Consider the following 26,697-nt stretch of genomic DNA (forward strand, 5'->3'; position numbering starts at 1 on the left):
CGAGAGCTACCTCGCCGGACTCCACCTCCGCGCCTCCATGATCTGGATCAAGGACCTCACCCGAACCACTCAGTGATCACGACCCAATACAGGCCCTAGAAGGAAACAGCGGGCTGAGGGGCTGTGGCTGAGCCGTGCACCGCATCGTCGAACACCCAAGTGTCCGGCTCTACTCGCTTCTCCTCGCTGCCGGTTCACTGGTGGGCCTGGGCCTGGGTCGCCAGCTCCGCCCTGCTGGGCGCCCCCAGTTTGCGGCCTGCCTGCTCGATGAGGGCGGTCACGTCGTGCGGGGTCAGGAGCAGGGACTGGGCGATCTGGCGGTCGCTGTGGCCCGCGTGGAGGAGTTCGACCAGGCGGTGTTCGGTCGGGGAGAGGCTGGGGGGTGTCGGTGGGGCCGGTTTCGGGTGTACTCCTGCTGCGGTGAGGGCTCCGCGTGCTTGGTCGCCCAGCAGGGCGCTGCCGCAGGTGTCCGCGAGGTGGAGTGCCTGGGTGAGGGTTCGGCGGGCCTCGTCGGTCTCGCCGTCGCGCAGGAGGGCGGTTCCCAAGTCGTAGTGGGCGCGGGCCAGTTCCAGGCGGGCGGGGGACCGCTTCAGCAGAGCCACGGCCTCGCGCAGGAGGGCCCGTCCTCTGCGTCCGCCATGGATGACGCCCAGGCAGCGTGAGGCCACCCCGATCGCTCGCTCGGTGCCCCACTGGTGGGCCAACTCCAGTTCCTCGGTGGCCAGTTGGAGCGCGTCCGTCCGCTGTCCGAGCGTGAGGTGCAGCGTGGCCGCCCGCGACCGCCAGGGCGCCCCGGTCAGGTTCGTGACCTGGGCGCGGTTCTCCTCGGCGCCGTACTCGTGCAGGACGGCGAGGGCGGCGGCCGGGTTGCCGCGCGCCGCGTGCAGGCGACTGCGTACGAGGCATGCCGGGCCCTGCCAGGTCCAGCCCACCCGGTCGAAGTCGGCTTCCTCGGTGAGCGCCGCCGTCGCCGAGGTCAGGTCGCAGCGCTCGATCAGTGACTCACCGACCTGGGTGGCCATCATCATCCTGACCCGAGGCTCCACGCCCTGGTCGGCGGTGGTGGCGGGGTGTCCGAAGTCTGCGGTGAGCGGGAGTTGTCGGCCACGGCGGCCCTGGACCAGCAACTGGAAGGTCATCGCGGACGAGACCAACAGGAGTGAGCCCCATCGGCCGCCCATGTCGGCGACGCGGTCGAATCGCGCGGACGCGTCGTCGAGCCGGTCGGTGGCCACGAAGGCCAGCCCTGCGAGGGTCACGAGCATCTGGGACGTGTCCGCCGCGACCAGGCCGCCTCGCAGGGCCCGGTCGAGGAGGTCGTTGGTGACCTGGGCACTGGCCTCCCCGGTGGAGGCCGAGGCGGACAGCGCGGCCAGGACCATGCACTCACCAGGGGTGTCACCGGCCAGCTTGTAGTCCCACAGCCGTCGCGCGTGCTGCCGGGCGGCGGATAGGGTGGACAGCTGGTCGTAACCGATCAGCAGCATCTGCGCCTGGAGGAACCACGACACCTCACGGGCGAGGCCGGTACCGTCGTCGGTCTGCCGCAGCTCCTCCACCGCACGGGCGAGGACGTCGACGGCGCGCTCGTGCTCATGGCTGAGGAACAGCGCGCTGCCAAGCAGAGAGGCCGCCTCCGCCAGGGCGTACGGGTCGGCCAACGCCGTCGAGGCCTGTGTCAGGTGGTGTCTGGCCGCGCCGACATCGATCTGTATCTCGTCCTTGCCCAGCTCCAGCAGCAGCGGACCACGCTCTTCGGCGGGCACCGGTTCGCGCAGAGCCCGGCGCAGATAGGCGGCGGTGACCTCCGGAGCCCCTCGGCCACGGGTCGCCCGCGCCGCCTGCCTCAAGGTGTCCACCCACCAGCCCTCGCCGCCCGGTTCGGCCAGCAGCAGGTGGGCCGCCACCAGATCGTCGGCCGCGCCGTCGCGCCGCAGCAGTGCGGCTGCCCGCGCGTGACCGGCGGCCAGCTCCACCGGCCCCAGGACGGCTTCGGCAACGGCGGCTCGGACCAGGGCATGACCGAACCGCGCCGACTTACCGAACGTCAGCGCTCCGGACGTCAGCACATCGGACGCCGCCTCGCCGGAGGCCAGCACGCCGATCCGCCGCAGCCGTCCGCCGAGTTCCCGTGCCGTCGACTCGCCCAGCCCGGCCAGTTCGGCCGCGGTCTTCCAGGTGGCCCCGTCCCCCAGCACCACCAGGGCCCGTGCCAGACGGAGGACCGGCTCCGGCTCGTCCGCCAGCCGCCTGACCACGGTGCGAGCCAGGATCCGGCCCCGGAACTCCTCCACCAGATGGGCCTGATCGTCGGCGGCCCCGACCTGGTTGTCGGCCAGGGTCCGCAGCAACTCGCGCAGCAGCAAAGGGTTGCCCTCCGTCGCGGAGGCGCACGCGGCGGCGAACCCCGGTTCGCAGGGCCCCAGGCTCACCCGCACCAGGTGGGTCACGCTGTCGATGTCCAGCCCGGGCAGGTCGACCGGCCGACAGTACGGCTGTCCGGCGATCCGCTCCAGCAGCGGCCCGGCCCCCGCCCCGCTGTCCGGCCGCCCCGCCAGCACCAGCAGCAGGGGCAGACCGCGCAGACGCCGTGCCAGGTACTCCAGCCACCGCACCGACGGGACATCCGCCCAGTGCACGTCGTCGACCACCAGGGCGACCGGTCCCTCGTCGGCGACGTGCACCATCAGCCAGTACAAACTGTGCAAGAGGCCCGGCGACATCTCGGGCGGTAGCTCACCGGTCCCCTCCACCCGCAGAGCGTGCGACGCCAACTGCGCCGGACCCGCCAACAGCCGCGCCCGCCCCGCGTCACCGGCCCGGGCCAGCAAGGGCTCGACCAACTGGCGCAGCACCGCGAAGGCGAAGTCCTGCTCCAGCTCCGCCCCGCTCGCGGACACCACCAGGATCTCCCCCGGCCGCTGGACGTCCGCCCAGGTGTCCAGCAGCGCGGTCTTCCCCATCCCCGCGCCCGCCCGGACCAGCACCACGCCACCCCGGCCCGCCCGGGCCTCACCGGCCGCACGCTCCAGCACCGCCAGCTGGCCCCGACGGTCGAGCAACTGGCCAGACTCCATCGCACCGTCGTCCGCGCCGTCGCCGGCAGGAGGAGCTTGCCGAGGCCGCCGGCCTGAGCGGCCCGCCGCGAACAACGCGGCGGCGTCGGCGCCACCCAGTCCCAGTGCCGACACCAGCATCTGCACCGTGCGCCGCTGTGGACGCGCCCGTCGGCCCCGCTCCAGATCCCGGATGGACCGAGCCGTCAGCCCGGCGGCCTCGGCAAGCTCCTCCTGTGTCAGCTCCGCGGTCCGGCGCAGAAACAACAACATCTCACCGAACGTCGCCAACTCGTCCCCGCCCCCGGCCCACCGCTTCCGCCGCAGAGGACTATGCGTTCGAGTCCTGCCCAAGCATCCTGACGAGGACTCCAACACCGCACTGCCGCCGCACTGTTGAGCGGATGCTACCGGGGTGCCGGCTCGGGCGGCACGCCACCCGAGCCGGCCGCACGACCTCAGTCCTGTGACTTCCAGGTTTCGGGCAGTTCGGGAAGCTCATCCGTAATCTTCCTGATGGCCTTCTTGCCCAGATCGGTACGGTGGACCTCGCCGCCCCTGATGAACACGTACACCCAGTCGGAGCGGACGAAGGCAGCGCTCACGCCGCCCGTGAAGTGGGTGGGCAGGCTGGGGAACCGGTCAGCGAGCTTCTTGGTGGAACCGGCGGCCCAGTCGGTGTGGTGCACCTCCCCGTCCTTGATGAACCCGTGCACACCGTTGGGCAGGACATACGCGGCGTCCACACCACGCGTGAAGCTCTTGGGCAGGCTCGGGAACCGGTCGGCCAGCTTCCTGGTGGTGCCGATGGCCGAGTCGGTGTGGTGGACCTCCTTGCCTCTGACGAACCCCTGCTCGCCGTCGGGCAGGGCGTAGGCGGCGGTGATTCCGGGGCCTTCGTCGTAGTCGTCCTGGGTGGCCGCTGACGCGCTGGGCGCGTAGGCCGCCGCGGTGCCCAACACGATCGTGGCCGCGCCGCCGGCCGCGGCGGCCCTGCTGAGCATCTGCCGACGACTCAGTGCGGGCCGGTCATCCGAATTCTTCATCTCTGTCTCCTCTGGTGACGTTTCCTGCCGTCGGCGGGCTGTCGCCCCGCCCCGGATGCTCATGGCGTCGCGATGACGAAGACCTCGAGGTTGCCGTCGGGGCTCGCGACCATGGCCGCCGACTGCGCTCCGGTCGGGGTTCCGGTCGAGGCTCCGTCGAAGTTCGCCTCCCACCCGTGCCAACCGCCGTCCCTGTCCTGCCAGTTGTGGTAGAGGGTGCCGCTGTTCCCGATGGCGAAGACCTCGAGATGGCCGTTGACGCTCAGCTGCGCGGTGACCGACTGCACGTCGGCCGGGGCTCCGTTGTAGTTGGCTTCCCACCCGTGCCAACCGCCGCTCTGGGCCAGCCAGTTGTGGTAGAGGGTGCCGTCGCCCCCGACGGCGAAGACCTCAAGGTGTCCGTTGCCGCCGATGTTCGCGGTGACCGACCGCACTTCGGCCGGGGCTCCGTTGAAGTTGGCTTCCCACCCGTGCCAACCGCCGCTCTGGTCCTGCCAGTCGTGGTAGAGGATGCCGCTGTTCCCGACGGTGAAGACCTCGAGGTTGCCGTTGGGGCCCACCTGCGCGGTGACCGACTGCATATCGGCCGGGGCTCCGTTGTAGTTGGCTTCCCACCCGTGCCAACCGCCGCTCTGGGCCAGCCAGTTGTGGTACAGGGTGCCGTCGCCCCCGACGGCGAAGACCTCAAGGTGTCCGTTGCCGCCCACCTCCGCGGTGACCGACCGCACTCCGGACGGAGCCCCGTCGAAGTTCGCCTCCCAGTCGTACCAAACGCCCTTCTGGTCCTCCCAGGTGTGGTACAAGATGCCGTTGTTCCCGACGGCGAAGACCTCGAGGTTGCCGTTGGGGCCCACCTGCGCGGTGATCGACTGCACTCCGGACGGAGCTCCGTCGAACACCTCCCATCCCTGCCAACCGCGGCCGGAGATCCGAAGGTTGCGGTACACGGTGCCACCGTCCGCGACGGCGAAGAGTCTTACGTCATTGACAGGGCCCATGTGCACGGTGACCGCCCGCACTCCGGGCGGGGCTCCGTCGTAGTCCGCCTCCCACCCGTGCCAACCGCCGTCCTTGTCCTGCCAGTCGTGGTACAGGGTGCCGTCCAGCTGTGAGTTGTTCACCAGCAGCTTGGAGGCGTAGCCGTGGACACCCGCGTACAGGTTCCAGCCGTCCGCGACCACCGCGGTGCTGTAGTCGCCGCCCGTACCGACGGGAAGAGTCAGGAGCAGACTGTTCAGGACCTGTCCCGAACCCGGGTCGAATTCGTAGGTGTAACCGTTGGAGCCCGCGAACACCCTTCCCGCGCCGACGGTCACGGTCACCGTCTCAAAGGCTCCGATGCCACCCACGCCGGCGTTCCACAGCGGCTGCTTCCAAGCGCCGTCCAGGCCGATCCCGTAGACGTAGCCGTGAACGCCCACGTAGAGGTTGGTACCGTCCGTGGCCAGCCTGGTGGTGTAGTCACCCACCCCGATCTTGTCGGTCACCAGCAGGTCGTGCACGATCTTCCCCGAGGGCGGGTCGATCTGGTACACGTAACCGTTCGACCCGGCGAACACCTTCCCGCCGGCGGCCATGACCTCGACCCGGGGTGTGCCCGGCCCGCCGACGCCGGAGTTCCACAGCGGTTGCTTCCAGGCGCCGTCGATGCCGACCCCGTAGACGTAGCCGTGAACGCCCACGTAGAGGTTGGTACCGTCCGTGGCCAGCCTGGTGGTGTAGTCACCCACCCCGAACTGGTCGGTCACCAGCAGGCTCCGCTCGATCTTCCCCGAGAACGGGTCGATCTGGTACACGTAACCGTTCGACCCGGCGAACACCTTCCCGCGGGCGGCGATGACGTCGACCGGGGGCGTGCCCAGTCCACCGACGCCGGCAGCCCACTCCGGTTTCGCCCAGTCGCCGCCGAGGCTGATGCCGTAGACGTGGCCGTGGACGCCCGCGTAGAGGGAGTTGGCGTCCACGGCCAGTCTGGTGGTGTAGTCGCCGACTCCGATCTGGTCGGTCACCAGCAGGCTGTGCACGATCTGCCCCGAGGTCCGGTCGACCTGGTGGACGTAGCCGTTCGAGCCGGCGTAGACCTGCCCGCCAGCGACGGCGATCTGCACCGGGGGAAACGACGTGCTGGAGCTGGGGAGGCGCCGGTTCCAGACGCTGGCGAAGTTCTGGTCCCGCGAGACGACCCCGAGCCGGGGGCTGGCGAGCCCTACCAGCAGTTCCTTGAGCTTGGGAACGAAGTCGTTGAACAGGCCCATGCAGGACGTCTTCTGGTCCGTGTTCCAGGACTTCAGATCGCTCATGTTCTTCGGATCGGCTCCCGCTCGGGTCGGGAACCGGTCACGGATGGACTTGACCGCGATGCCGGTCTCCCCTTCGGCGAGAATCTCGCGCAGGGCCTGCTGCGACAGCTGGGCCGCCGTGCTGGTGGCCTTGACGCCGCCCGCGCCGTTCTCGCCGGTCAGGAGGGTGTCGTCGCCCCAGACGGCATAGGGATCCGGCTCGATGATCGAACTCACGTAGACCGACGTGGAGTTGTAGTGGTCGTGCAGCATGCCCGAACCGAGCTGGGCAGCCGCCCCGGTGAGAAAGGTCAGATAGTTCTGGTACGTGCGGTCGAGGCCGAGATCCTTTTCCGGGACGAGGCCGCTGCCCAGGACACGGCGGACGAGGAGGGCGGCCTCCTGGGACGTCTGCGGGTCGTTCGACGGCCCGTACGCCGAGTCGTAGAGGTGGAGACCCGCCAGACCGGGCTGTTGCTTCTCGGTCATGTTCTTGATGCGGTCCCAGTCCGCGATCGGCAGCAGGTTCTTCGTGGCCGCCCACTCGATGAACCACTGCATGATGAGGGTCTTGTTGATCAGATGGCCCGCGGCGAACGAGTCCTGGAGGAAGTGGTCGGCGTAGCCGTTGTACATCCGCGCCTGCCGGGCCAGTTCGGGATCCCGCTTGTTCAGGTACGAGCGCTGGGCCAGTTCCCTCGCGACCATGTGGAACGTCTGCCAGCGGAACCAGGAGTAGGGCGCGAAGTGGCAGGCGTTGCGGGCCAGCAGCCCCTGGTAGTGGTCCTCCCCGAGGAAGCCCAGACCGGAGGTCCACGCGTTGAGCGACGCCGTCTCGACGATGTCGTTCACCAGGCCGAGCTTCCACGGCGACGCGGCGGCGTGCGCGAACTCGTCGTTGGGCGTCTTGCCCGTACGGATGCCGGTGAGGTGGTTGAACCCTTCCTGGCGGATGCACTGGAGGACCCCGAGGAGGGTCTCCTTGGGCACCGTGGCGTACGCGCCGGCGTCGGCGAGGTAGTCGGGCAGCGCGTTGAGCTCGCCGTAGGTGACGAGCAGCCCGTCGCCGGGCCCGATACGGAGGGTCTCGATGCCCAGTTTCAGGTCGTCGATCTCCTTCGCCGTCACCGACTCCGGGTCCTTGCGCCACAGTTCCTGGAGCCTGATCTGGGCGTCGAGGATGCTGTTGCGGTCGGGGGCGTCGACGGAGATCGCGACGAGGTTCTTGGTCGGGGCGTCGCCGAGGATGCGGTGTTCGAAGGAGACGTGCCGCTGGACCGTCGCGGAGCGGCCCGGCGGCACGACCACCGGGGCTCCCTCGCGCCTCCGCCCCCGCACCACCGCGTCGGCCCAGCGGTCGGCCTCCCGCTCCCAGGGGTCGCCGGGCACGCTGACGGTCCACTCTCCGCGTTTGGTTCCGCCGACCTCGCCGCGGGCTTGCTGGACGAGGTGGGCGGCTTCGTGGGCCAGCAGCCGGAACCCGGACGGGGAGTGTGGTCGATAGGCGCCTCGCCGGAAGTACACGTGCGATCCGCTGGCGAACGCCTCGGCGCCCAGACCGCGGGCGAGGCGGTCGGCGGCCGGCCCGGTGTGGACGCGCAGGGCGGACAGGTCGGCCCGCAGGCCGTGCTCCAGGCGGCGCAGCAGCTCCGGGGGCGGGCTCTGCCCGCTGTCCGCCGTGGCGTGAAGCGTGTCCGTGGTCCGTTTGGTCATGAAACCTCCCGTAGATGAGTGCTGTCGAACGTGCTGCCGAACGTGCTGACGGAGCGGGACGATCGGCCGTGACCGGACCAGGTGTGTGCGGGCGGACGTCGCGGTGGTCTCCCGCGCATGCGGGGGCCAGCATCCGCATGCACGCGTGGGCGCCCGTGCGCTGCCCCCGGTCGGTCCGTCGCCACGGGCACCACGACGGTGATCGCCGAAGCACGACGACGCTGAAGGAGTGGTATGTGCGCGGCGCTGCCTGGACGAAGTACCAGGTCACAGCCAGAAAGTGAGAGGAAGCGACAGACAACGACAGGAATCGGCGAGACGCCGAGCAGGCCTGTGGTCACCGGTGTCGCGGATCAGCTCCGTTCTGTGTGTGGGGGGTGAGATATCGGTCGGGAAGACCTCCCGTGGGGTTCGGGAGCCGAGGTCCTTCGCGGACGACGCCTCCCGTACCCGACCGAGGAGTCGTGACCGTTTGACCGTGTACAGCAGAACATCGAGACGGACGGGGACACCAGGAAGAAGAACGGGACGGACTACCGGAAGATCCGCGCCGGAACATTCCCTAAGCGTTGTCCCGTAAATGATCTACGGCATGGCGGGTGACCTGCTCGCTTTCCGTCACCCGGCGAGGGTGAGGTTGTGCAGACGTGCGATGCCGAGCATGGCGTGGTGTACGCCGTCTCCCTTGAGACGGCAATCGCGCAGGATCTTCCAGGTCTTCATACGGGCGAAAGCGTGCTCGACGCGGGCGCGGACTTTGCGGTGGGAGGAGTTGTGCTCCTCTTTCCAGGCCGGGAGTTCGGCCTGGCCGCGTTCGCGGCGGTGTGGGATGACCAGGCCGGTGCCCCGGTATCCGCCGTCCGCGATCACCGTGGTCTTGCCGACGGCGTCCTTTGCACCGGACATCTCCCACGCCTTGCAGTCGTTGCGATTGCCGGGCACCGGCCGGCCCACCACGACGACGAGCCGGGTGTCGGCGTCGATCACCACTTGGTGGTTAGTGGAGTATCGGTAGTTTTTCGACTGCTCGGCGACCGTGTGATCGCGGGTCGGCACGAGCGTTCCGTCCACGATCAGCACGGTGTCTTTGCGGAACCGCTTGCGGGGCTGGAGCGCGAGTGACGGCCCAAGGTGGTTGATGATGCGGTCGGCAGCCGACTTGGACACTCCGAAGAGGGGCGCGAGCTGCCGCAACGTGAGGTTCGTCCGCCAGTACGCGGCAACCAGCAGAACCCGGTCCTCCAGCGGCAGACTCCACGGCCGGCCCTTGCGCACCGGATCCGCTCCCTCACGCCTCATCGCGGTGATGAGCTTGCTGAATTGACGCGGGCTCAGACCCGTGAAGGGGGTTATCCAGGACGGCTCCAACGCCGTGATCACACCAGCCACGTCAAGATCATCTCAGCTGAGGCCAGCAGAGATCACCGTTCCAGCAGCCCGGTGTCCGACGACCGACCTACGATGCCCCGATGCAGCCACACTTCACTGGCACCTCCCTGATCACCGACGATGTTCCGTCCCTCGCCGCCTTCTACGCCGCGGTCCTGGACGCACAGGTCGAGGGCAGCGATCCCTTCGCCCGGGTGACTGTCCCCGGTGCCATCCTGTCGTTCTTCTCCACCCAGGGCATGGAGTCGATGGTGCCCGGGTCGATGTCCGCCGCCGCGAGCGGAGGCTTCACTCTGGAGTTCCTGATCACCGACGTGGACGCACGCCACGAGCGTCTGCTGGCCCGGGGCGTTGAGATCCTCAAGCCGCCGACAACGCAGCCGTGGGGGCGCCGGTCGGTATGGCTGCGTGACCCAGACGGCAACATCGTCAACCTCTACCAGGAGACGTGACGGCCAGTCCCGCAGACCTCACTTCGGTCATTGCGAGACAGCCCTTAGAGGCCAGCCCGACCTCGCACCTGGCAATTACTACGGTTTCAGCCGACGGTGGCGGCCCGGCCGGTGCAGCCTGTTGGTGTCCAGCGGGGGACTTCCACACCTGACCAGATGAAGAGGAAATAACGGGCCGTGCCCTCCCGTTCGGCTGCCGCGGACCCGTTCGGTCCGGCTGACCGCAGTCCACCGTTATGCCGACTGAACAGTCGGGGCGCCGGCGCCGGGCCCGATCCCTCAACATCAGGGTGGACCCGGCGCCGGTCTCGTACGGAACGAGGCAGCGTCAGCGGCGGACGTGGATGCGGACCTGGACCGTCCCGCCCGTGGCGGCCGCCGCGGCCCCGAGTCCGATCACAGGGGCTATGTAGTCAGTGTTGCCGCTGAGGGTGAGCACGATGACGGCGATGATCGTGCCCAGCACGGATAACGCGCTGATCCAGGTAAGCGCCTTCGCCATGGTCGACGAAGACGTCGAGAGGCTACGGTCGGTCTGAGTCACGGGGATGTACTCCTCCAGTTCCGGGGATCTTCTGTGACCCGGGGAGAAGCCGGCCGGACCGGCGTGACGGGCTGTCCAGCCCGGCTTCCCCTCGGGAGTTCGCGTGGTGCAGTTCGGACCGGTGCGCGCCAGGCCTGACACAGATCGAAGCCGAGCACGCTGCGCGCCAACACCCTCTTCGGGCGACGGACTCCGTTAACGCCGTTAAAGATCGTCGAGCGCGCCGTCATCGAAGCATGGTCGTTTCGCGTGCGAGGCAACTCACTGAAGGTGGCCACGAACTGGCCACGCTTCGCCGAGATGGCCGTGAAGTGGCCGAGGAATGGCAATGGTTCGGCGTTGACAGGTGTCCCGGCACCATGGTTGTCCGGAGCCCCCGGACCTCTGTCCTCCCTTCTGTGCAGGCACTCCGATGGAACGCTGACACCGCCTCGACTACGAGCCCCCTCGGGCGTGAACCTCGCGAAGAGCGCACGCGAATTGCGAGAACCCGTGATCCGTCTATGTGAAGTGATCGAAGCACCTGCTGGTGCGCGAGCAGAGCCCTCTGCCGCAAGTGGGGTGAAGTGGGGCGCAGCCTGCGGCAGCATCGAATGTAGTGTTTTGCGGCTATGCTCCCCGGCCCGGGAAGTCGGGTACGCCCCTCTTTGCCGCCGGGGCTGCGCTCATGGAAGTGGGGCGAAGTGGGGGAGCGCTGCCCCTTGACACGCCCGGTGGGCGCATCAAGCCGGAGAGCCTCGACGCGCAGACCTGCACCTTCTTCCCCTGGAATGCCGAAGGAGTGTTCCATTTACGAGGGATGGAGGGTTATGGTCGCGCTCTGCGAGATCTTGTACGGAGGTGCCCCGGATGGAGAACGCCGCGCCCGCACGCCGAGGTCGGCCTCCGGGCATCCGGTCTACCGAGGGGGAACTGACGAGCCGCCAGGCGGCGATCGTCCGCTGCATCACGGAGACGGTCCGCCGACAGGGCTACCCGCCGTCGATGCGGGAGATTATGTGGGTGTGGACATGTCCAACAGGGGGTGAGCGAGTTGTCCGCCTTCTCTCAGGGGACATGGGTCCACTTCTTGGTGGGCAGAAGCCTTCTCGTACAGTCGTTACTGTGTGTGGAAGTGCGGTGCCGTCGGCTTGTGCGCCGAGCCTGTTGGGTTACCGTCGGCACACCGTTTCTGTGCGCGACCTGATTGGTCCTCGCGCCCGTCATTAGAGATGCTCCAAGACCGCGTACGCCCGATCGTCGACACAGTCACTGACCACGTCGACGCTCATCCAGCGTCGGCGACGAAGGTGCCCAAGCCCAACTCGGTACGCACCTGACCGGTGTCGCGCAGGTGCGCCAAGGCCTTCTGGGCGGTGCTGGCGGCGATACCGAACTCGGCGCTCAGCTCGACCATGCCCGGCACGCGGCCACCCGGCGGATAGGTCCCGTCGTCGATGCGCCTGCTGATGGCCTCGGCTACCTGACGCCAAACCGGACGAGAACGGTCAAGATCGACACGCACTCCTCGACCGTACGATCACGCAGTCACCCGCGCCACCGCAGTCTTATGCAGCATGACCCGCACCCTGCTCAAGATCGACGCAGCAGCGTGCGCCCACCGCGACGGCGACACCGACCAGGCATGCCGCCGGGCCACAGCCGCCCTGGCCGCACTGCCACCCGACTACCGCACCGGCCTGACCCACAGCCGGGCCATGGACCTGTACCGGTCCATCCCGACTCAGCACCACCGCGAGCCCGCCGTCCGCGAACTCCAGCAGGTCCTCGCGGCCTGACCCCACCCACCCGGCACCGATCAACGTGGCCCTCGGCGGAACGCCGAGGGCCACGTCACGTCCCGCCGAGACCTCCGTCTCAAGCTGGGCACTACCCGACGGCGACCGAAGGGCGGGCCTCGTCATGGGCCTTCAACGCCTCGTACAAAGCGGTGCGGCTGACCGGCTTCCCCTTTCCTGCCGTCCGTCTGCAGGAGCGTCCGGGCGATCTCGCTGACGCTCTCACCCCTCGCGTCCCGGCGGTGCAGGGCGATAGCCAGCATGTCCTCGCTGACCACCGACGGCCGACCGCCGAACTTCCCCTTGCGCACAGCCGTGTCCAGCCCTTCGAGGGTCTTCTCCCGGATGCCCTCGCGCACGGACTCGGAATTATCTCGAGCCGCCCGGAGGGCGTCCTCGATGTTCAGCAAGTGGGCCGGAACCCCTGTGATCTGGACCGCCCTGGTGAAGTTGGAGGCTAACTTGCGTGGCACGCGGTCGGCACGAGCTCGTCGGCACGAGCTCGGCGGAGCGCTTCCTCGAATTCCTGCGGCGGAATGTTCCCGCAGAAAGAATGTATGGCACCCGCCCGGCCGTCCGACCCGCGCTTCCCCGGCCATGCCGGCGGTCCCGCCCGGCGCCGGGCGTGGCACGACACCCTGACCACTCCCAGCGATTTCGAGGGCTCATATCACCCACCACCGGCCGCAGGAACCCGAACTGCTGAACCGCGCATCAGCTCGGTCGGCGGACGGGGAGCACGTCGCAGTGGGCGTTCTCGGCCAGCTGCTCGGCGCTGACCGGTGTGGAGGCGATCGCGTCGTGTTCCGTCTCCGGGGTGCCGTCGTCGAGGAGCGACAGACTTTGCCGGTACGCCCGGTCGGCGACCTGGTCCAGCACCGTCGCGCCCGCTTCCGCGCCCCACAGCTTGCCGACCAGGCCGCGGTAGACGGACAGACGCGGGAGTTTGCTGTCCATGCGCAGCAAAATGGCCAGCGGCCGGCGCCGCCACCAGGTATGGATCCACTCGACGGGCTGCGTGAGCAGCAGTGCGCCGTAACTCGTCGCCACCGCCGGGGCGGCCGCCGCGGCGACCACGCTCTGCGAGAGATTGAGCATGCCGGCCAGTGAGACCGACTCCTGGTCCGGCCCGCTGGCCGCCGCCAGAAGCAGCTGGTACTTCTTCCGGAGTCCCTTACGCTCCTTGATGGTGTCCGCGGCCGCCATGTCGGCCTTGAAGGACACGAAGTATTTCCGGTACGAGGCGAATTCGTCGCGCACCCGAAGTATTTCGTCCGGCACGTCGGCCAACGAAGCGGCGCGGTGCAGCACCAGCGCGCTGACCGGGGGAATGGGGATAGTCGAAATGGCATCCCATTCCGAGGCGATGTCGCCGCCGTTCAGTGTTTCGCTGAGGGACGCCGCAACGCGTTCGTACAGCTCCACGGGCAGGGAGCGGTACACCTTCTTCAGTGTTCCCGCGGTGAATGCCGCCCGTTCGGAGTCCGGGAAGTAGTCCAGTCCGTGCGCGGCGGCGACGATGAGATAGCCGTTGCTTCGGTAGGCCCTTTCGCTCTCCTCCTCGCCCGCGCTGTGATACCGCACCGACCGGTCGACCTGCGCCACCACCTCGTCGAGCGTGGCGGGTACGTCACGGTGCGCCGCGACCGGGCGCGGGGAGGGCGGCCGCCGCTGCTGCTCCGGCGGCAGAACCGCCCGCGCCGCCAATTCCGCGGGCATCCTCAGCAGCAGCCGGCGCATGTCGTCGCGCGACAGCGTCGGATGAAACGTCCTGTAGAGACCTTCTCCGGTGAGCCGGTCGGCGAGTCCGACGGAATTCCGGTCGGCCGATTCCAGCGCTTCCACCTGGTCGAACAGCACCAGCGCTTCACACAGGGTGCACAGATCCGCGAACGCCGCGAGACTCAGCGGCAAGGAGCCGTTCAGCGCCAGATCCGCGCCGCGCAGAAGACTTTGGGTGACTAATCCGCGACTTTCTTCTCCGTCTGCCACCGGGCAACCCTACACTGGCCGCGTGGACATGGTGGACATGGCGGACATGATGGAGATCGACGGCGAGGACTTATGCCGGGCCCGCGACGTGATCCGCCGCGGCAGGACCGTCCTCGTTCGCACACCACCGGCGGGGGACGAGCCATCACGCCCTTGGCGCTGGCCACGTAATGTCGCGGAATCCATCGGCGATTGCGCCGTCGTACCCCTGTCCGCACTGACCGGTTCGGACTTCCAGCCGTATCCGCTGATAGCAGGACCTGCCGAGACGATCCTCTTCCTGTGCGCGTCCGCAGACCCGCTGCCGCCCGAACCGTTTCCGTACAAAACAGCCGCGCTCCGTACGAACTACCGTGAATTCAGAGGCCTTTGGCTGAGCAGCGAGCGGTCGCCGGTCCTGAAGTTCTTCGAGGACGGGCAGGTGGTCCGCTATTTCTACGAGATCGGCACCCTGCTCGGCCGGATGCATTCCGACAACTTCCTGCACGGGGACGCACACATCGGCAACTGGGGGGTGTCGACCCAGCAGGGCGGAGTCGTCATCGGCGACAACAACCTGGCCGTCCTTTTCTGCTCCCCTAGCCCGGCGCAGTGCGCGACCGATATCTATCCGCTCCTGCGCGGCCTGGAGCCCGCGGACTGGTGGGACTTCAGACGCGGTTACGTGACCGCCTGGCCGGCGGGGCAGCGGTCCATCGACCAGATTCAGCTCAGCGATTCCACCGGCTGGGCGACGGCGTTCCGCTCCCGGGACTTCGCGGGCTGCATCGACTTGGTGGACCTGCAGTTGGAGTCCGAGACGGACGAGGCCCTGCGCGTGATGCTCCTGGCCAACCGGGTCCTGGCGATGGGCTGTTGCGGCCGGCATGAGGAGGCGGCCCGCCTGTCCGCCCGCTGCACGGAACTCTCGGCCGTCCACAGCCCCCACGCGACGCGCAACGTCACCGCCCTCCTCAAGGGGATTCTGCTGATGCTCCAGGGCGATCATCCAGCCGCCGCACACGCGCTCGGCGGCATCTTCCCCCGGCCCGAACAGGTCGTCCTGCGCCTCAGCGCGAAGGACGCGCAGCTCCCTCTGATCAACCTCTGACAGGGCAGGCGCAGTCGGCGGCCGTCACACCGTCCCCCGGCCGGCCGCACTCGCGCGAGACGCATCAGGCCAGTTCGCGTATCACCGGGGTAAGCCACCGCCGATGGGCCGCCGCGTCCTCCCGCGGCGCCGACCACCGCCGAGGACGCCGCACCAGCGGCGACGCAAGCCGGAACGCCGGAACGCTGTCGCGGGGGCAGTGTCCGTCACTCGTCACGGCTCAGCCAAGCTTCCAGCGCTTCCGTCGCCCGCTGCTGCATCAGGTCCCGCACCGCCTTCGGCGGCTCCGGTCGTCCCAGCCGGTAGGTGGCCAGGCTTCAAGGCGAGGTGACATCAGTGAGGCGTCACGCTGAGTGATGTAAGCAGAGAGGCGAGAGTCCGCGCCGGTTGTCGGTGCGGACTCTCGTGTACGGGCTCCGGGGTGGGTAGGGGCTCACTCAAGGCGGACAACGGACAGAATGAACGACCCCCATAAGGGAGATCGGCCAAGCTGTTCATCTCGCCAGCACGTCCTCGGTCGCCCACCAGCTGGTGGCACTCGAGCGCAAGGGCGTCCTCTACCGTGATCCGCACCGTCCCCGCGCCTACCGCGTGAGACCCTCGTGGGCGCCCGACTTGGGGGACCGTGGCGAGGCACCTGTCGACGTGCCGCTCGTCGGCCGGATCGCAGCCGGCGCACCCCTGCTCGCCACGGAGATGGTCGAGGACGTCTACTCCCTGCCCCGCCAGGTCGTCGGCGAGGGTGATCTGTTCGCCCTAGGGCCTGTGCGGAGTTGTGATCTCGTGGGCCCCTGACCTGGGAAAGTCGGGGGCCTTGGAGTAAAACGGTGAGGTGTCTCGACCTCAACTTTCGGATGCCGATTGGGAGTTCATCTCCCCGTTCCTGCCGGTCGGTGAGTACGGGCCGTACCCGGAGAACCTGCGGGCGCACTTCGAGGGCGTCGTATGGCGGTTCAGGAACGGTGCGAAATGGCGGGAGTTGCCCGAACGATTCGGGCACTGGTCCACCGTCTACGGCCGGTTTCGGCAGTGGCGGGATGCCGGGGTGTTCACCGCGGTGTTCCAGGGTGCCATCGCCGAGGCGGCGAAGCGGGGCCTGGTGGACTTGTCGCTGGTCAGCGTGGACTCGACCACGGTCCGGGCCCATCATGATGCTGCCGGGATGATCGTGGAGCCCGGGACCCTGGACGCGTTGGAGAAGGCCGCCGCGGAAAAAGGGGCGTCGACCAGGACGGGCAACTGGACCCGGAGCGTGAAGAACGACGGCGCGTGAGGCGTCGCCGCAGGGCCCGGCTCGCCGCCGCCGACCTGGGGCGTTCCCGCGGCGGACTGACCACCAAGACGCATCTGTCCTGTGTGCCGCAGTGTCTGCCCCTCTCGCTCAAGATCACTGCGAGGCAAGCCGGAGACAGTCCGCAGTTCATCCCCGTCCTGAACAAGATCCGTGTCCCCGGCCCGGTCGGCCGGCCCCGCACCCGGCCCGACGCTGTCGCGGGCGATAAGGCGTACTCGTCCCGCCAGAACCGTTCTCACCTGCGCAAACGTGGGATCAAAGCGGTCATCCCCGAGAAGAAGGATCAGGCCGCCCACCGCAAGAACCGTGGCTCACGCGGCGGACGGCCCGTCACCTGGGACAAGCAGCTGTACAAGCTCCGTAACAGCGTCGAACGCACCATCAACAAGATCAAGGACTGGCGCGGTCTCGCTGTCAGCTACGACAAAAAGCCTGAAAGCTACCAGGCCGGACTCGAATTATGCGCCGGCCTCCTCTGGATCCGACACCTCGGATCACAGCCCTGATCACAAGTCCACACAGGCCCTAGTCCTGCTGCTGGTCGTGGTCACAATGTTCGTCGGTACCGCCGTTGCGGCCGTGCTCCACCATGGCCGGCAGGAACGGGGACCGCAGCCCCTCGTGCCGCGCGGTCTGCCACTCGGTGACCACCCACTCGTGCCACAGGTCCTGCAACTCGTTCAGCGACAGCAGGGGTTCGTGCTCGACGTTCTTGCCGCGCCGATCCAGCCGGTTGCCGGTGTAACCGGCGACGAACTGGGAGAAGCCGCTCTTGATGGAGTGGTTGGACCGCTCGATGATTGCTTTGTCTTCGGCAGTGCGTTCCCGGGCCGGTTCCACCTCGATGCCCAGCGTCTCGCAGGCATCCTTGAACTGCCCGGCCTTAAATATCTTGGCGTTGTCGACCACCACGGTCTTCTGGCTGCGTAGCTCGCAACGGGGATCAGGTGCGATGTGCCGGTTTGGTGTCAGTGGGTGGGTGTCAGTGACGGCATGTCAGGTCGGGATGTTCTTGCTGGTCGGGCGTTCGTGAAGGACGGCGTCGCTGTCCTGGGGCGGTATCTGTGGCGGGTGCTGCTGTCGTGGGGCGGTACACCCTTCTCTGTTCCGCTGTCATGGGAACGGCACTTCTGATCCTTCGGGGGCCGGGCGGCGGCACGGTGGTCGGCGTCGGGTTTGGGCGTCGGAGGGGTATGGGGTGGGGGAGCCGGGCGCGTGGGGTGAGGTCACGGCGGGGCTGATGGTGTCCAGGCCGGTGCTGGTGGGGCGGCTGCTCGAGCTCGAGGCGGCGGGGGCGTTGACCACGGCGCATGTGCGGGCGGGCGCGCAGGTCGGTGGGGTGAATGTGCGCACGGTGTGGCGCTGGCTGGAGCTGTCCGAGCAGGCGTGGGAGGTGCTGGCACAGGCGGGTGGGAACGTGTCGGTGCTGCACCGGCATCTGAAGGATGCCGGTGGAGAGGTGCCGTCGCTGGCGTCGCTGTATCGGGTGGTGCGCCGGGACCTGGAGGCTGGCAGGGTCCTGCCGGACCGTGCGGTGGTGCGGCGGGAGCGGGAGGAGCAGCGGACACGGCAGGCGCTGGCTGACCTCGCTCTGGCGGGGCCGCGTGAGGGCGGCGCGGCGAAGACGGTTGCGCGCCGGCTGCCGCGCCCTGTGCGGGCGGTGTCCGCGGTCCTGCCGTCGGGGGAGGGCGGTGCGGTGGCGGGTGTGGTGCTGCCGGCCGGAGCGCAGTTGGTGGGGACGTCGTCGGTGCGGGTCGTGGCCGAGGCGGTCGGGCAGGCGATGGCGGCGGAGGGCGCGGTGTGTGTGTTCGGTGACCCGGGCCGGGGCAAGACCGTGGCCGTGCGGATGGCGCTGCACGAGGTCCCGCCGGGCTGGAAGGTGACATGGGTGCCGGTGCCGGTGCGCCCGTCGGTGGCCGGCATGAGGCGGGCGGTGTTCGACGCGCTGGGGCTGCCGGGCCGTTTCCCGCACCCGCCGGCGCTGGCCGATGCCGCGGTCGCGGGGGCTTTGGGTGAGGCGCGGGTGCTGGTGGTCGATGAGGCGCAGCGCCTGCCCGTGCCGTGCCTGGAGTACCTGCAGAGTCTGTGGGACCACTCCGGCACGCGGATCACGCTGGTGCTGTGCGGGTCGGGCAGCGAGCGGGCGCTGGCCCGGCTGCCGCAGCTGGCGTCAAGGGTCGGCGCGTGGCAGGAGGTTCGGCGCCTGGCCGCAGCGGAGGTCGCGGCCGTGGTGACCGGCTTCCATCCGCTGTGGCGTACCGTCCCGGCGTCGGATTTGGCGTGGATCGACCGCTCGTGCGCGCACGGAGTGTTCCGCGTGTGGGCTGCTTTGACCGCGCACCTGCAGAATGCGCTGCTGACCACCGCTGACGCGTCCGTCGACCGGGCCCTGGTGCGGCGGCTGTTCCAGCGGGTTGCGCCGCCGCTGTGAACGGAGCGTTTCTGGGAGGGCGGGAGGGCGATTACCCGCTCGGCACGCACACGACGTCCCACCGCGCGAGGGGAGCTGACATGGAGGACGGTGACGCCGTCCGTGCAGGCGGCGGGTTGCCCGCGGCGTCGAGGACGGCACTGCGTGGTCCGGCGGTGCGGCGGCTGCTCGTTCTGCGGGCGGGGAAGAAGCTGACAGCGGGTCATGTGCGGGTGGCTGCGGATGCTTTGGGGGTGTTGGAGCGCACGGTGTGGCGGTGGCTGGCCGCGGCTGAGAGCGATGAGGCCGCGGCCGCCAGCCCGGGTGCCCGGTGCTGGGCCGGTGCGACGTTCACGGTCACGTCTGAAGTCCGTGGGCTGTTGGCGTTGTGGAAGGGGAATGTGCGGGCCGTCCATCGCGAGCTGGTCCTCCGTGCCGCTCGGGAGTCGCCGCCTGCAGACGCACCGTCGCTGACGACGCTGCATCGCGCGATCCGCCGTGATCTGACGCCGGGGGAGCGGGCTGGCCTTGTGGGAGGGGAGAGGGCGGCGCGTAAGCACGATGTGTTCCTGGCCCGGCCGCGGGGCTGGCGCAACCAGGTGTGGGAGACCGACCACATGCAGGCCCCGGTGCTGGTCGACGTCGACGGCACCGCCCGCAGGCCGTGGATCACGTGGTTCACCGACTGTGCCACCAACGCGATCACGGGTGTCGCGGTCACGCCGGGGGATCCGTCGCGGGAGTCGGTGCTGTCCGCGCTGCGTTCCGCGGTCCTGCGCGAGGACCCCTACGGCCCGTTCGGCGGCCTGCCGGAGAAGGTACGGGTGGACCGCGGCAAGGACTTCCTGTCCCGGACGGTGACGGCTGCGTTCGATCTCCTGGACGTGACGGTGGAGGACCTGCCCGCCTACACCCCCCACCTCAAGGGCACCGTGGAGGGGCTGAACCGGGCGGTGGAGAGCATGTTCCTGGCCGCGCTGCCCGGCTACGCCCGCCAGCCGCGCCCTGGCAAACGCTCTTCCCGTCCGAAGGACGAAGTGCTGCTCGGTTTCGAGGACTTCACCGCCCGGCTGCTGGCCTGGACTTCGTGGTGGAACACCGAGCACCGTCCGGCGCCGTTGCGGGGCCGGACTCCGCTTGAGGCGTGGCAGGACGATCCCACCCCGTTGCGGGACGTGCCGGTCGCGGATCTGTGGACGTTCACCCTGGAGGACGCCGGCACCCGCACGCTGACCACCCGCGGAGTGCGCTTCAGGAAACGCGACTATGTGGGTCCGTGGATGACCGGGCAGGCCGGGATCCAGGTCCGGGTCCGCTTCATGCCCCACCACGATCACCGCATCGAGGTCTACCACGCGGCCACCGGCCGCTATCTCGGTCCCGCAGATCTGGCCGACCGGGCCACCGAGGAACAGGTCAGCGCCGTACGGCGGGCACGGGCCGCCCGCACCCGCCGCCTCAAGAAGGACCTGGAGGCTTCCCAGCGCGAGCGCTACGCCGCCGTGAACCAGTCCGCCGCCCCGCAGCGGCTCGGTGCGTTGACCACCGCGCAGGCTGAGGCCGAACTCGCCCAGGCCACCGACACCGACCTGTCGCAGCTGTCGCTGCCGGACCTCATCCCGCCCGCCGCGCCGCCGGCCGGGTGGCGTACCCCTGCTTCCCTGGCCGCGCTGACCATGCCGGAGCGGCCCGTCCCGCTCCCGTCCGGCCGTGGTTCCGCTCCCGCTCCGGACAGCCCCGGCGGGCGGGCCGCACGTCCCACCACCGACGAAGACGGAGACGCCTCGTGACCGCGGCCACCTACCAGTACGTCGACCTGCCCGACGCCTCCGTGGTCACCACCCGTGCCCTGCTCACCGCGCGGGAGAACATCACTGACACCGTCGCCGCCCGCGCCATGATGTGCATCCACGGCGGCGCCGGCTTCGGCAAGACCCTCGCTGTCAACACCTGCCTGCGTGAACTCGAACCCGGCGAGGACGTCCGCAAGATCACCTTCCGGGCTAGGCCCACCGCCCGCGCGGTGCGCTACGAACTGTTCACCGCGCTCGACCTGGCCGGCGAACCGCCGCGCCACCCCAGTGAGTTCGACCGGCTGCTGAAGACCGCGCTGGCCGAACGCCCCCGCACGTTCCTGGTGGACGAGGCGCAGTGGCTCAACGGGGAGGCGTTCGAATACTTCCGCTACCTGTGGGACGAACCCTCGACCCAGCTCGCGATCATCTTCGTCGGCGGCGAGGGATGCCACACCGTGCTGCGCCGCGAACCGATGCTGTCCTCCCGCGTCTTCATCTGGCAGCACTTCACCCGCCTCACCCCCGCCGAGGTCCGTGAGGTGATTCCGCTGTTCCACCCGGTCTGGGCCGACGCCGACCCCGACGACATAGCCTTCGCCGACCAGCACGCCGCGCACGGCAACTTCCGCGCGTGGGCGCAACTGACCGCCCATGCCCGTACCGCCCTGGTCCGCACGGGACGCTCCGTGGTGGATCAGGAACTGCTGCGCTGGGCCTTCAGCCGCCTCGCATGAACCCCACCCGCTGCGCCCCGCCGCCCGTCGCCCTGGTCATGGACCGGTACGACGACGTCGCCCACACCCACACCGCCCTGGCAGCCCACGATCCCGCCGCCGGTCGGATCACCCTGCACCCCGGACCGGGCACCACCAGCGACACCGCTCTCGCCCACGACCTCCTCGCAGCCCTGGGCAAACCGCCGTTACTGCCAGGCCGCTTCCGCGCGGGCCGACAGCCCGCGTGGGAGGCCGCCACCGCCTGGATCGCCGCCCTGCCTGCCGCCCGGCTCACCGTCCTGCGCGCCCACCGGCTCACCGCACGCCGCATCGAGTGCCTCCTGCACCTGCGCGACATCACCGGCATCCCCCTGACCCTGGTCTGCCACCGCACCCACCTGACCACCGCACTCCACCGGGCCCTGCACCCCGTGCCCCACACCGTCACCAGCGACCTGGACACCGCCCGCAGCCACTACTACGGCGGCGCACCCGCAGCGACTGGCCCCCAGCCCTCCGCGCAGACCCCGACCGCGTCCCCAGTCCGCTGGATGACCGTCCCCGCCCTGGACCGCCTCGTCTCCTACGACAGCACCCAGCCCTGCACCGGCCCGTGCACACCGGCACCGATCGACTGGCGCCACCGGCCGCCGCCACGCCCCCTCACCGAGGCAGCCGTACGCGAGATCACCCGCCGAATCCACCGGGCAACCGCACACCCCCGGCTGGCCGCCGCCCTGGCCGCCACGCTGCTCACCCGCGCCTCGTTCCAGCAACTCCTCACCGTCCGCGCCGAAGACCTCGGCCCCGACGCGGCCACCCTCGCCTTCCACGACCCCGCCCGCTACACCGACGGCTGCGCCGTGTACCCGGTCCCGGCATGGACCCGCCCGTTCCTGCGTGCCGCGGCCTCCTTCGCCGCCCTCACCGGCAGCCGGGAACTCCTGGCCCGCCAGGACGAACGCCCCCACATCCTGCATCTGGCCGAGAACGCCAGACTGCGCCCACCCCAGCCTCCGCAGCCGGCCGGCACCGGCGCCGTCGTGTGGGACTGGGCGGAACGCGGGCAGGCCGAGCGCTACGAGACCCTGCTGTCCCGCCCCACAAAGCCGTCCCGGCCGCGCCGGTAGACCGCGACATCCGCACACCGCCTCCAGCTGTCGACGTCCTCGACCACCGGCCCGGTCACCCGATGGTGAAGTCGGCGAACTCGACATCCGAGAAGGCAACCTGGAGACCGTGGGCGCGCCCTCCTCCGTCACGGAAGTACGCATGCCCCAGCGAGCGGGCCAGGACGACCATCTGCTGCGCCTCGCCGGCACCGGCGTCCCGAGCGGCGAACAGCTCCCGCGCGACCGCGCCGGACAGCCGCTGGGTGATCAGCCGCCGGCGCGGGTCATCGGAGGAGCCGACCGCGGACGCGAACCCGAACCGCGCCCGGGTGTGCAGACAGAAGCCGCGGGCCTCGGCATCCGCACGCAACCGCTCCCGGATCCGGGGCTGCCACCGCGCCCGGACGGCATCCTCGATCACCTGCGCCTGCACAGGGCCCGGCCGGCGCCTGTCCGGGCCGGAGGTGACCCACCGCTGCACCGTCCGCTGCGAGACCCCCAGAACAGCAGCCAGCCTCTTCGTGGACCCCTTCTCCGCTCTGAGCAGGAAGCCCAGGCGGGCACGGACACTGACCGGCAGCGGCCGGGTACGCAAGGCCCGCTCCAAACCCTCGTTTATCTCGCCCAAGACCCCGTCCGCTCGCCCCTGTCCACTGCATATCGCTCCAGAGGGCCCGTGCTCCCGCCCCGGCTTTGTTTCCGTCCACTGGTGTCAGCGGTGGCCGACTTCAGCTGCCGACACCGCAGTACCACCGCGCGGCCCAGACCGGGAGGGTCGACCAGCAGGGCGAGCACCAGGCGTCCTCGCTGTCCGGTCTCATAGGTCCGAGCAGAGCGAGGTGATGGCCTGCGGTTCCCGGAGATCAGTGAGACGGTTCATCTTCTGTCCGTCTCGGCCGAGTCCGGGCATCCAAGCTTGGGGCGTATGCCTCAGTTGTTTCAGGGATTCAGCACTCCGTGGACCTCCTCACGGAACTTGCCGCAGAGCATCCTGTACTGGTGAACTTCGGTGCGCCGAAAATCTGTTTCGGTGGCGCTGCCGCCCGCGGCGGCTTCCTGCTCAGCTTCCTTGGCGAAGAGTGCAGGACCGGCGATCAGGGCGTGTGCCGACTCGATAATCTTGAGCGCCGCGGCGGTGACATCCGGCGGTCCCTCCAAGTCGATGCGATCGAACGCCATCGTCAAGGTATGCAGGCGTGCAGGCGCCCGTTGGGGCCAGTCGGTGCTGTAGTCGGCGAGGAAGGGTGACCAGAGTGTGTCCGCCCAGGTAGTCACCTCTTCCCGTGTCTCGTTCTCCAGGTCGGAGCCATTGGCTTGACGGGCGATGTAGTCGCGTTCCTCGGCGAGGAACAGTTCCTCAGTCAGGGGAGTGAACGCCCGTGCAGCGTCGATGAAAGCCAGGTAGGCGTCCTTGCGACGGTCGTATGTCCAGTTGGCGCGCTGTGCCTGCTGCTGCTTGCGCTGGTTGCTGATGGTCACCCAGAGCGCGCCGGAGAGACCGATGAGCGCCGCTAAGAGTGCGCCTGACGCCGTGATCACGGAGTTCTGCATTTCCGTATTGTGCGATGTTCGGACCAGTGGCGGGCGGTGGTTTCATGTGGTTACCCGTGCCGCGATGGCCTGAGGTGCCCGGAGATGGCTGAGACGTCAGTTCACTTGCCCGGAGAGCTCCGAGACTGCCCGGCCATCGCAGAGACAGGACACTCGCTGCGGCCGACCCATCCTTCTCGACCACTACGCGCCGCATGACCCAAATTCAAGGATAAGGAATGGGCCATATCCAGGGATAATTTCTTGCTAGCGTGCGGGTCGGAGGTGGCGATGCCCAACCAGCCGAATCAGGATGAGCTGTTCGCAGCGGTGGACGAACTGCTGGCAGGCGAACCGGAGTTGCCGCCGCCGGGGGAGCGGGCCCGGCGGCGTGAGGCGGCCGGCGTCACGCAGGCCCGGCTGGCTCAGGTGCTGCGGACCACGACGCAGACCGTGAAGAACTGGGAGAACGGCCGGTCCGAGCCGCGCCCGCCGCGCCGTGAGGCCTATCTGCGGCTGCTGGAAGGCTGGGCGGCGAAGCACCCGGCCGAAGCGGCCGCCGAGCCCGCGCCGGAGACCTTCACCGGTTCCGTGCCCGCCCCCGAGCAACCTCCGCCCGCGAGCTCCTTGCCCCCCAACATGCCTGCCGTGGCCGCGTCCCGTCCGGTCGGCGCCCCCAGGACCGCGTCGATGTCACGGCATCCGGCGAGGCCGAAGGCTGCAGCGCCCGCGGCCGACTCCCGCTTCCTGAACGGGCCTTTGGCCGTGCTGGACGGGGACGGCACCGTCTACTGCCAGGGCGGCGTGTTGCTGGACTGTCCGGCAACCACTATTGCGCAGTTGGTGGAGTGGACGTTGCAGGAGTCCGGGATCGGGCAGGCGCGGTTGCACCGGCACGGCAAGGACTCCGACCCCCTGGTCGTGCTCACCCAGTCCGCGGCCGTGCGGTTCGGGCTGCCGGAACGGCTGGAGGACCGCCGGGACCTGCGTCTGGCGGAGGACCACCCGGTCGTCAGGCAACTGGCCCGTGTGAAGTGGAAGCTGACGCAGCGTGGTTTCGGCCCGTGGCCGCGGATCTACCGTCAGGCAGAGGCGGGCCGGCGGCAGTGCGTGCAGCTGGCGATCCTGCCCTGGGACGCCCTGGACACCCGCGCCTGGGGCGACGTGTCGAGCCTGCACCCGGCCGATCTGGCCCGTGTCCTGGGGGTGTTCGCGTCTCGGGTCTTCACTCCGCGTGGCTCCACCGCAGTGACCGGGCTGGAGCTGATGACGGCGCTGCGGCCGCCGACCCGGCCGGTCAAGGACGACACGACCGGTGAGTGGGTCTCCGGTCCGAATCCGGGCGCGCTCGCCCGGCCGGTGGACCCGGCGCCGCCGGAGGCACCCCAGGAACATCCGGTCGCGCAGGGCTGGGAGGGCGGCTTCCTCGACGAGGAGGCCTACCAGTGGGTGCGCGACCCCCAACTGCTCAGTGACGAGGAATGCCTGCTGCCCTGGGCGGTGGGCATCGACATCAACACCGCCTTCCTCGCGGCCGCCGCCCGCCTCACCGTCGGACTGTCCGGGCCAGTCCCCGTCACGGCGCCGGTGTTCGACAAGAAGATCCCCGGCACCTGGCTGGCCGACCTCTCCCGCATCGAGATGGACCCGCGCCTGCCCAACCCCTTCACCCCCACCGGGCTGCGACCCGAGGGGCCCGGCTGGTACACCACCGCGACCCTTGCCTACGCCGAGGAACTCGGGTACGAGGTCCGCCCGATCGAGGCGTACCTGCGCCAGGAGACCGGCGCATACCTGGACCCGTGGCACGACCGGCTCAAGGACGCCTACCTGACCACCACCGCAGACATGGGCATCCCCGTCGCCAAGGACACCGACCCGGCCGCGTTCCTGGACACGATGGCACTGCACAAGACGTACGCGGCCGCCGCCGACACACGCCTCGAGGCCCTGCGCGCGGCGCTCACCGAACTGCCCGCCGTCCGCGCCGACATGAGCGATGAAGCCCTGGCCGCCCTGGTGCGCCGACACCGGCAGGGCGCCATGGTGCTGTCCGCGATCAAGTCGACCGTCAAGGGCGGCATCGGCAAGCTCCGCGAACGACCCCAGGGCCGCCACTACCAGGACGGCGAGCGCTGGCCCGCCCTGGAACGCCCCACCTGGCGGCCCGACATCCGCGCGGCGGTCATCGCCAAGGCCCGGGTGAACATGCACCGCAAGATGGCCAAACTCGCCGCCCTGACCAGCCAGTATCCGCTGGCAGTGCTGTCCGACTGCGTCGCCTACGCCAGTCCGGGCCCCTCCCCGCTGGACTTCCTGCCGACAGGCGGCGACGGCACACCGGTCTACGGCACGTTCCGTATCGGTGCGAACCCGGGCTTGTGCAAGGTCGAGGGTGTCCAGGAGATGGCGTGGGCGGTCGACCTGATGGAACAGGGCTACAACCCTGCCCGCCATATCAAGGGCGGCGACGCCGTCATGGACGAAGGGGAGTAGCCCC

General features: G+C 69.4%; 20 protein-coding genes and 2 pseudogenes. 11 read left to right on the forward strand and 11 right to left on the reverse strand.

Annotated features, from left to right (window positions below; all coding sequences use genetic code 11):
• Positions 1-194: 194 nt before the first annotated feature.
• The 4 genes from PV396_RS43325 to PV396_RS43340 form a co-directional block, all read right to left on the reverse strand.
• Positions 195-3,329 (reverse strand): AAA family ATPase, encoded by a 3,135-nt coding sequence (locus tag PV396_RS43325; RefSeq protein ID WP_319213879.1) that lies wholly within the window; start codon positions 3,327-3,329, stop codon positions 195-197.
• Positions 3,330-3,514: 185 nt separating this feature from the next.
• Positions 3,515-4,102 (reverse strand): hypothetical protein, encoded by a 588-nt coding sequence (locus tag PV396_RS43330; protein ID WP_319213880.1) that lies wholly within the window; start codon positions 4,100-4,102, stop codon positions 3,515-3,517.
• Positions 4,103-4,161: 59 nt separating this feature from the next.
• On the reverse strand, positions 4,162-8,094 hold the full coding sequence (locus tag PV396_RS43335) for an eCIS core domain-containing protein (RefSeq protein ID WP_319213881.1): 3,933 nt from the start codon (positions 8,092-8,094) through the stop codon (positions 4,162-4,164).
• A 618-nt stretch (positions 8,095-8,712) separates the two neighbouring features.
• Positions 8,713-9,483 carry a transposase gene (locus PV396_RS43340; RefSeq protein ID WP_319213882.1) on the reverse strand — a complete coding sequence of 257 codons (771 nt, stop codon included), beginning with the start codon at positions 9,481-9,483 and terminating at the stop codon, positions 8,713-8,715.
• Between the two features lie 80 nt (positions 9,484-9,563).
• On the opposite strand from PV396_RS43340, the gene PV396_RS43345 reads away from it, so the two are divergent.
• Complete coding sequence (locus PV396_RS43345) at positions 9,564-9,935, forward strand: VOC family protein (protein WP_319213883.1); 372 nt, start codon at positions 9,564-9,566, stop codon at positions 9,933-9,935.
• A 328-nt stretch (positions 9,936-10,263) separates the two neighbouring features.
• Here PV396_RS43345 and PV396_RS43350 read toward each other — a convergent pair whose 3' ends face one another.
• Positions 10,264-10,479 carry a hypothetical protein gene (locus PV396_RS43350; RefSeq protein WP_319213884.1) on the reverse strand — a complete coding sequence of 72 codons (216 nt, stop codon included), beginning with the start codon at positions 10,477-10,479 and terminating at the stop codon, positions 10,264-10,266.
• A gap of 849 nt (positions 10,480-11,328) precedes the next feature.
• Between PV396_RS43350 and PV396_RS43355 the strand changes: the two genes are divergently transcribed.
• On the forward strand, positions 11,329-11,688 hold the full coding sequence (locus PV396_RS43355) for a hypothetical protein (protein ID WP_319213885.1): 360 nt from the start codon (positions 11,329-11,331) through the stop codon (positions 11,686-11,688).
• 58 nt (positions 11,689-11,746) lie between these two features.
• Here the strand turns inward: PV396_RS43355 and PV396_RS43360 are convergent, their stop codons facing one another.
• Positions 11,747-11,983: a GntR family transcriptional regulator gene (locus PV396_RS43360; RefSeq protein ID WP_319213886.1), complete on the reverse strand. Its 237-nt coding sequence runs from the start codon at positions 11,981-11,983 to the stop codon at positions 11,747-11,749.
• Between the two features lie 52 nt (positions 11,984-12,035).
• Between PV396_RS43360 and PV396_RS43365 the strand changes: the two genes are divergently transcribed.
• Positions 12,036-12,257 carry a hypothetical protein gene (locus PV396_RS43365; protein ID WP_319213887.1) on the forward strand — a complete coding sequence of 74 codons (222 nt, stop codon included), beginning with the start codon at positions 12,036-12,038 and terminating at the stop codon, positions 12,255-12,257.
• A gap of 122 nt (positions 12,258-12,379) precedes the next feature.
• On the opposite strand, the gene PV396_RS43370 is transcribed toward PV396_RS43365, so the two are convergent.
• Positions 12,380-12,730, reverse strand: a complete 351-nt coding sequence (locus PV396_RS43370) for a hypothetical protein (protein WP_319213888.1) — start codon at positions 12,728-12,730, stop codon at positions 12,380-12,382.
• A 241-nt stretch (positions 12,731-12,971) separates the two neighbouring features.
• The gene (locus PV396_RS43375; RefSeq protein ID WP_319213889.1) at positions 12,972-14,249 is read right to left on the reverse strand and encodes a hypothetical protein; all 1,278 of its coding nucleotides are present in this window, start codon (positions 14,247-14,249) and stop codon (positions 12,972-12,974) included.
• Positions 14,250-14,271: 22 nt separating this feature from the next.
• On the opposite strand from PV396_RS43375, the gene PV396_RS43380 reads away from it, so the two are divergent.
• From PV396_RS43380 to PV396_RS43390, 3 genes and pseudogenes are all read left to right on the forward strand, one after another.
• Positions 14,272-15,339, forward strand: a complete 1,068-nt coding sequence (locus PV396_RS43380; protein WP_319213890.1) for a hypothetical protein — start codon at positions 14,272-14,274, stop codon at positions 15,337-15,339.
• 471 nt (positions 15,340-15,810) lie between these two features.
• Positions 15,811-16,098, forward strand: a pseudogene (locus tag PV396_RS43385) (repressor LexA); the annotation flags it as partial.
• 73 nt (positions 16,099-16,171) lie between these two features.
• A pseudogene (locus PV396_RS43390) lies at positions 16,172-17,139 on the forward strand (IS5 family transposase).
• A 19-nt stretch (positions 17,140-17,158) separates the two neighbouring features.
• Here PV396_RS43390 and PV396_RS43395 read toward each other — a convergent pair.
• Positions 17,159-17,542 carry a hypothetical protein gene (locus tag PV396_RS43395; RefSeq protein WP_319213891.1) on the reverse strand — a complete coding sequence of 128 codons (384 nt, stop codon included), beginning with the start codon at positions 17,540-17,542 and terminating at the stop codon, positions 17,159-17,161.
• 289 nt (positions 17,543-17,831) lie between these two features.
• Between PV396_RS43395 and PV396_RS43400 the strand changes: the two genes are divergently transcribed.
• The 4 genes from PV396_RS43400 to PV396_RS43415 all read left to right on the forward strand — a co-directional run bounded on the left by PV396_RS43400 (position 17,832) and on the right by PV396_RS43415 (position 22,685).
• Entirely contained in the window at positions 17,832-19,064 is a 1,233-nt protein-coding gene (locus PV396_RS43400) for an ATP-binding protein (protein ID WP_319213892.1), read from the forward strand.
• A gap of 155 nt (positions 19,065-19,219) precedes the next feature.
• Complete coding sequence (locus PV396_RS43405; protein WP_416071583.1) at positions 19,220-20,833, forward strand: transposase; 1,614 nt, start codon at positions 19,220-19,222, stop codon at positions 20,831-20,833.
• Positions 20,830-21,573: an ATP-binding protein gene (locus PV396_RS43410; RefSeq protein WP_319213894.1), complete on the forward strand. Its 744-nt coding sequence runs from the start codon at positions 20,830-20,832 to the stop codon at positions 21,571-21,573. The genes PV396_RS43405 and PV396_RS43410 overlap by 4 nt, the downstream gene beginning before the upstream one ends.
• The gene (locus PV396_RS43415; RefSeq protein WP_319213895.1) at positions 21,570-22,685 is read left to right on the forward strand and encodes a hypothetical protein; all 1,116 of its coding nucleotides are present in this window, start codon (positions 21,570-21,572) and stop codon (positions 22,683-22,685) included. Before PV396_RS43410 ends, PV396_RS43415 begins: the two co-directional genes overlap by 4 nt.
• Positions 22,686-22,740: 55 nt before the next feature.
• Here PV396_RS43415 and tpg read toward each other — a convergent pair whose 3' ends face one another.
• Together tpg and PV396_RS43425 are read right to left on the reverse strand one after the other, a co-directional pair.
• Entirely contained in the window at positions 22,741-23,295 is a 555-nt protein-coding gene (gene tpg / locus PV396_RS43420; RefSeq protein ID WP_416071582.1) for a telomere-protecting terminal protein Tpg, read from the reverse strand.
• Between the two features lie 311 nt (positions 23,296-23,606).
• Positions 23,607-24,218: a hypothetical protein gene (locus tag PV396_RS43425; protein ID WP_319213897.1), complete on the reverse strand. Its 612-nt coding sequence runs from the start codon at positions 24,216-24,218 to the stop codon at positions 23,607-23,609.
• A gap of 270 nt (positions 24,219-24,488) precedes the next feature.
• On the opposite strand from PV396_RS43425, the gene tap reads away from it, so the two are divergent.
• A complete protein-coding gene (tap, locus tag PV396_RS43430; RefSeq protein WP_319213898.1) occupies positions 24,489-26,693 on the forward strand; it encodes a telomere-associated protein Tap in 2,205 nt (734 codons plus the stop codon).
• Positions 26,694-26,697 lie beyond the last annotated feature (4 nt).

The sequence above is a fragment of the Streptomyces sp. ME02-8801-2C genome (genome assembly GCF_033793965.1).
Lineage (GTDB): Bacteria > Actinomycetota > Actinomycetes > Streptomycetales > Streptomycetaceae > Streptomyces.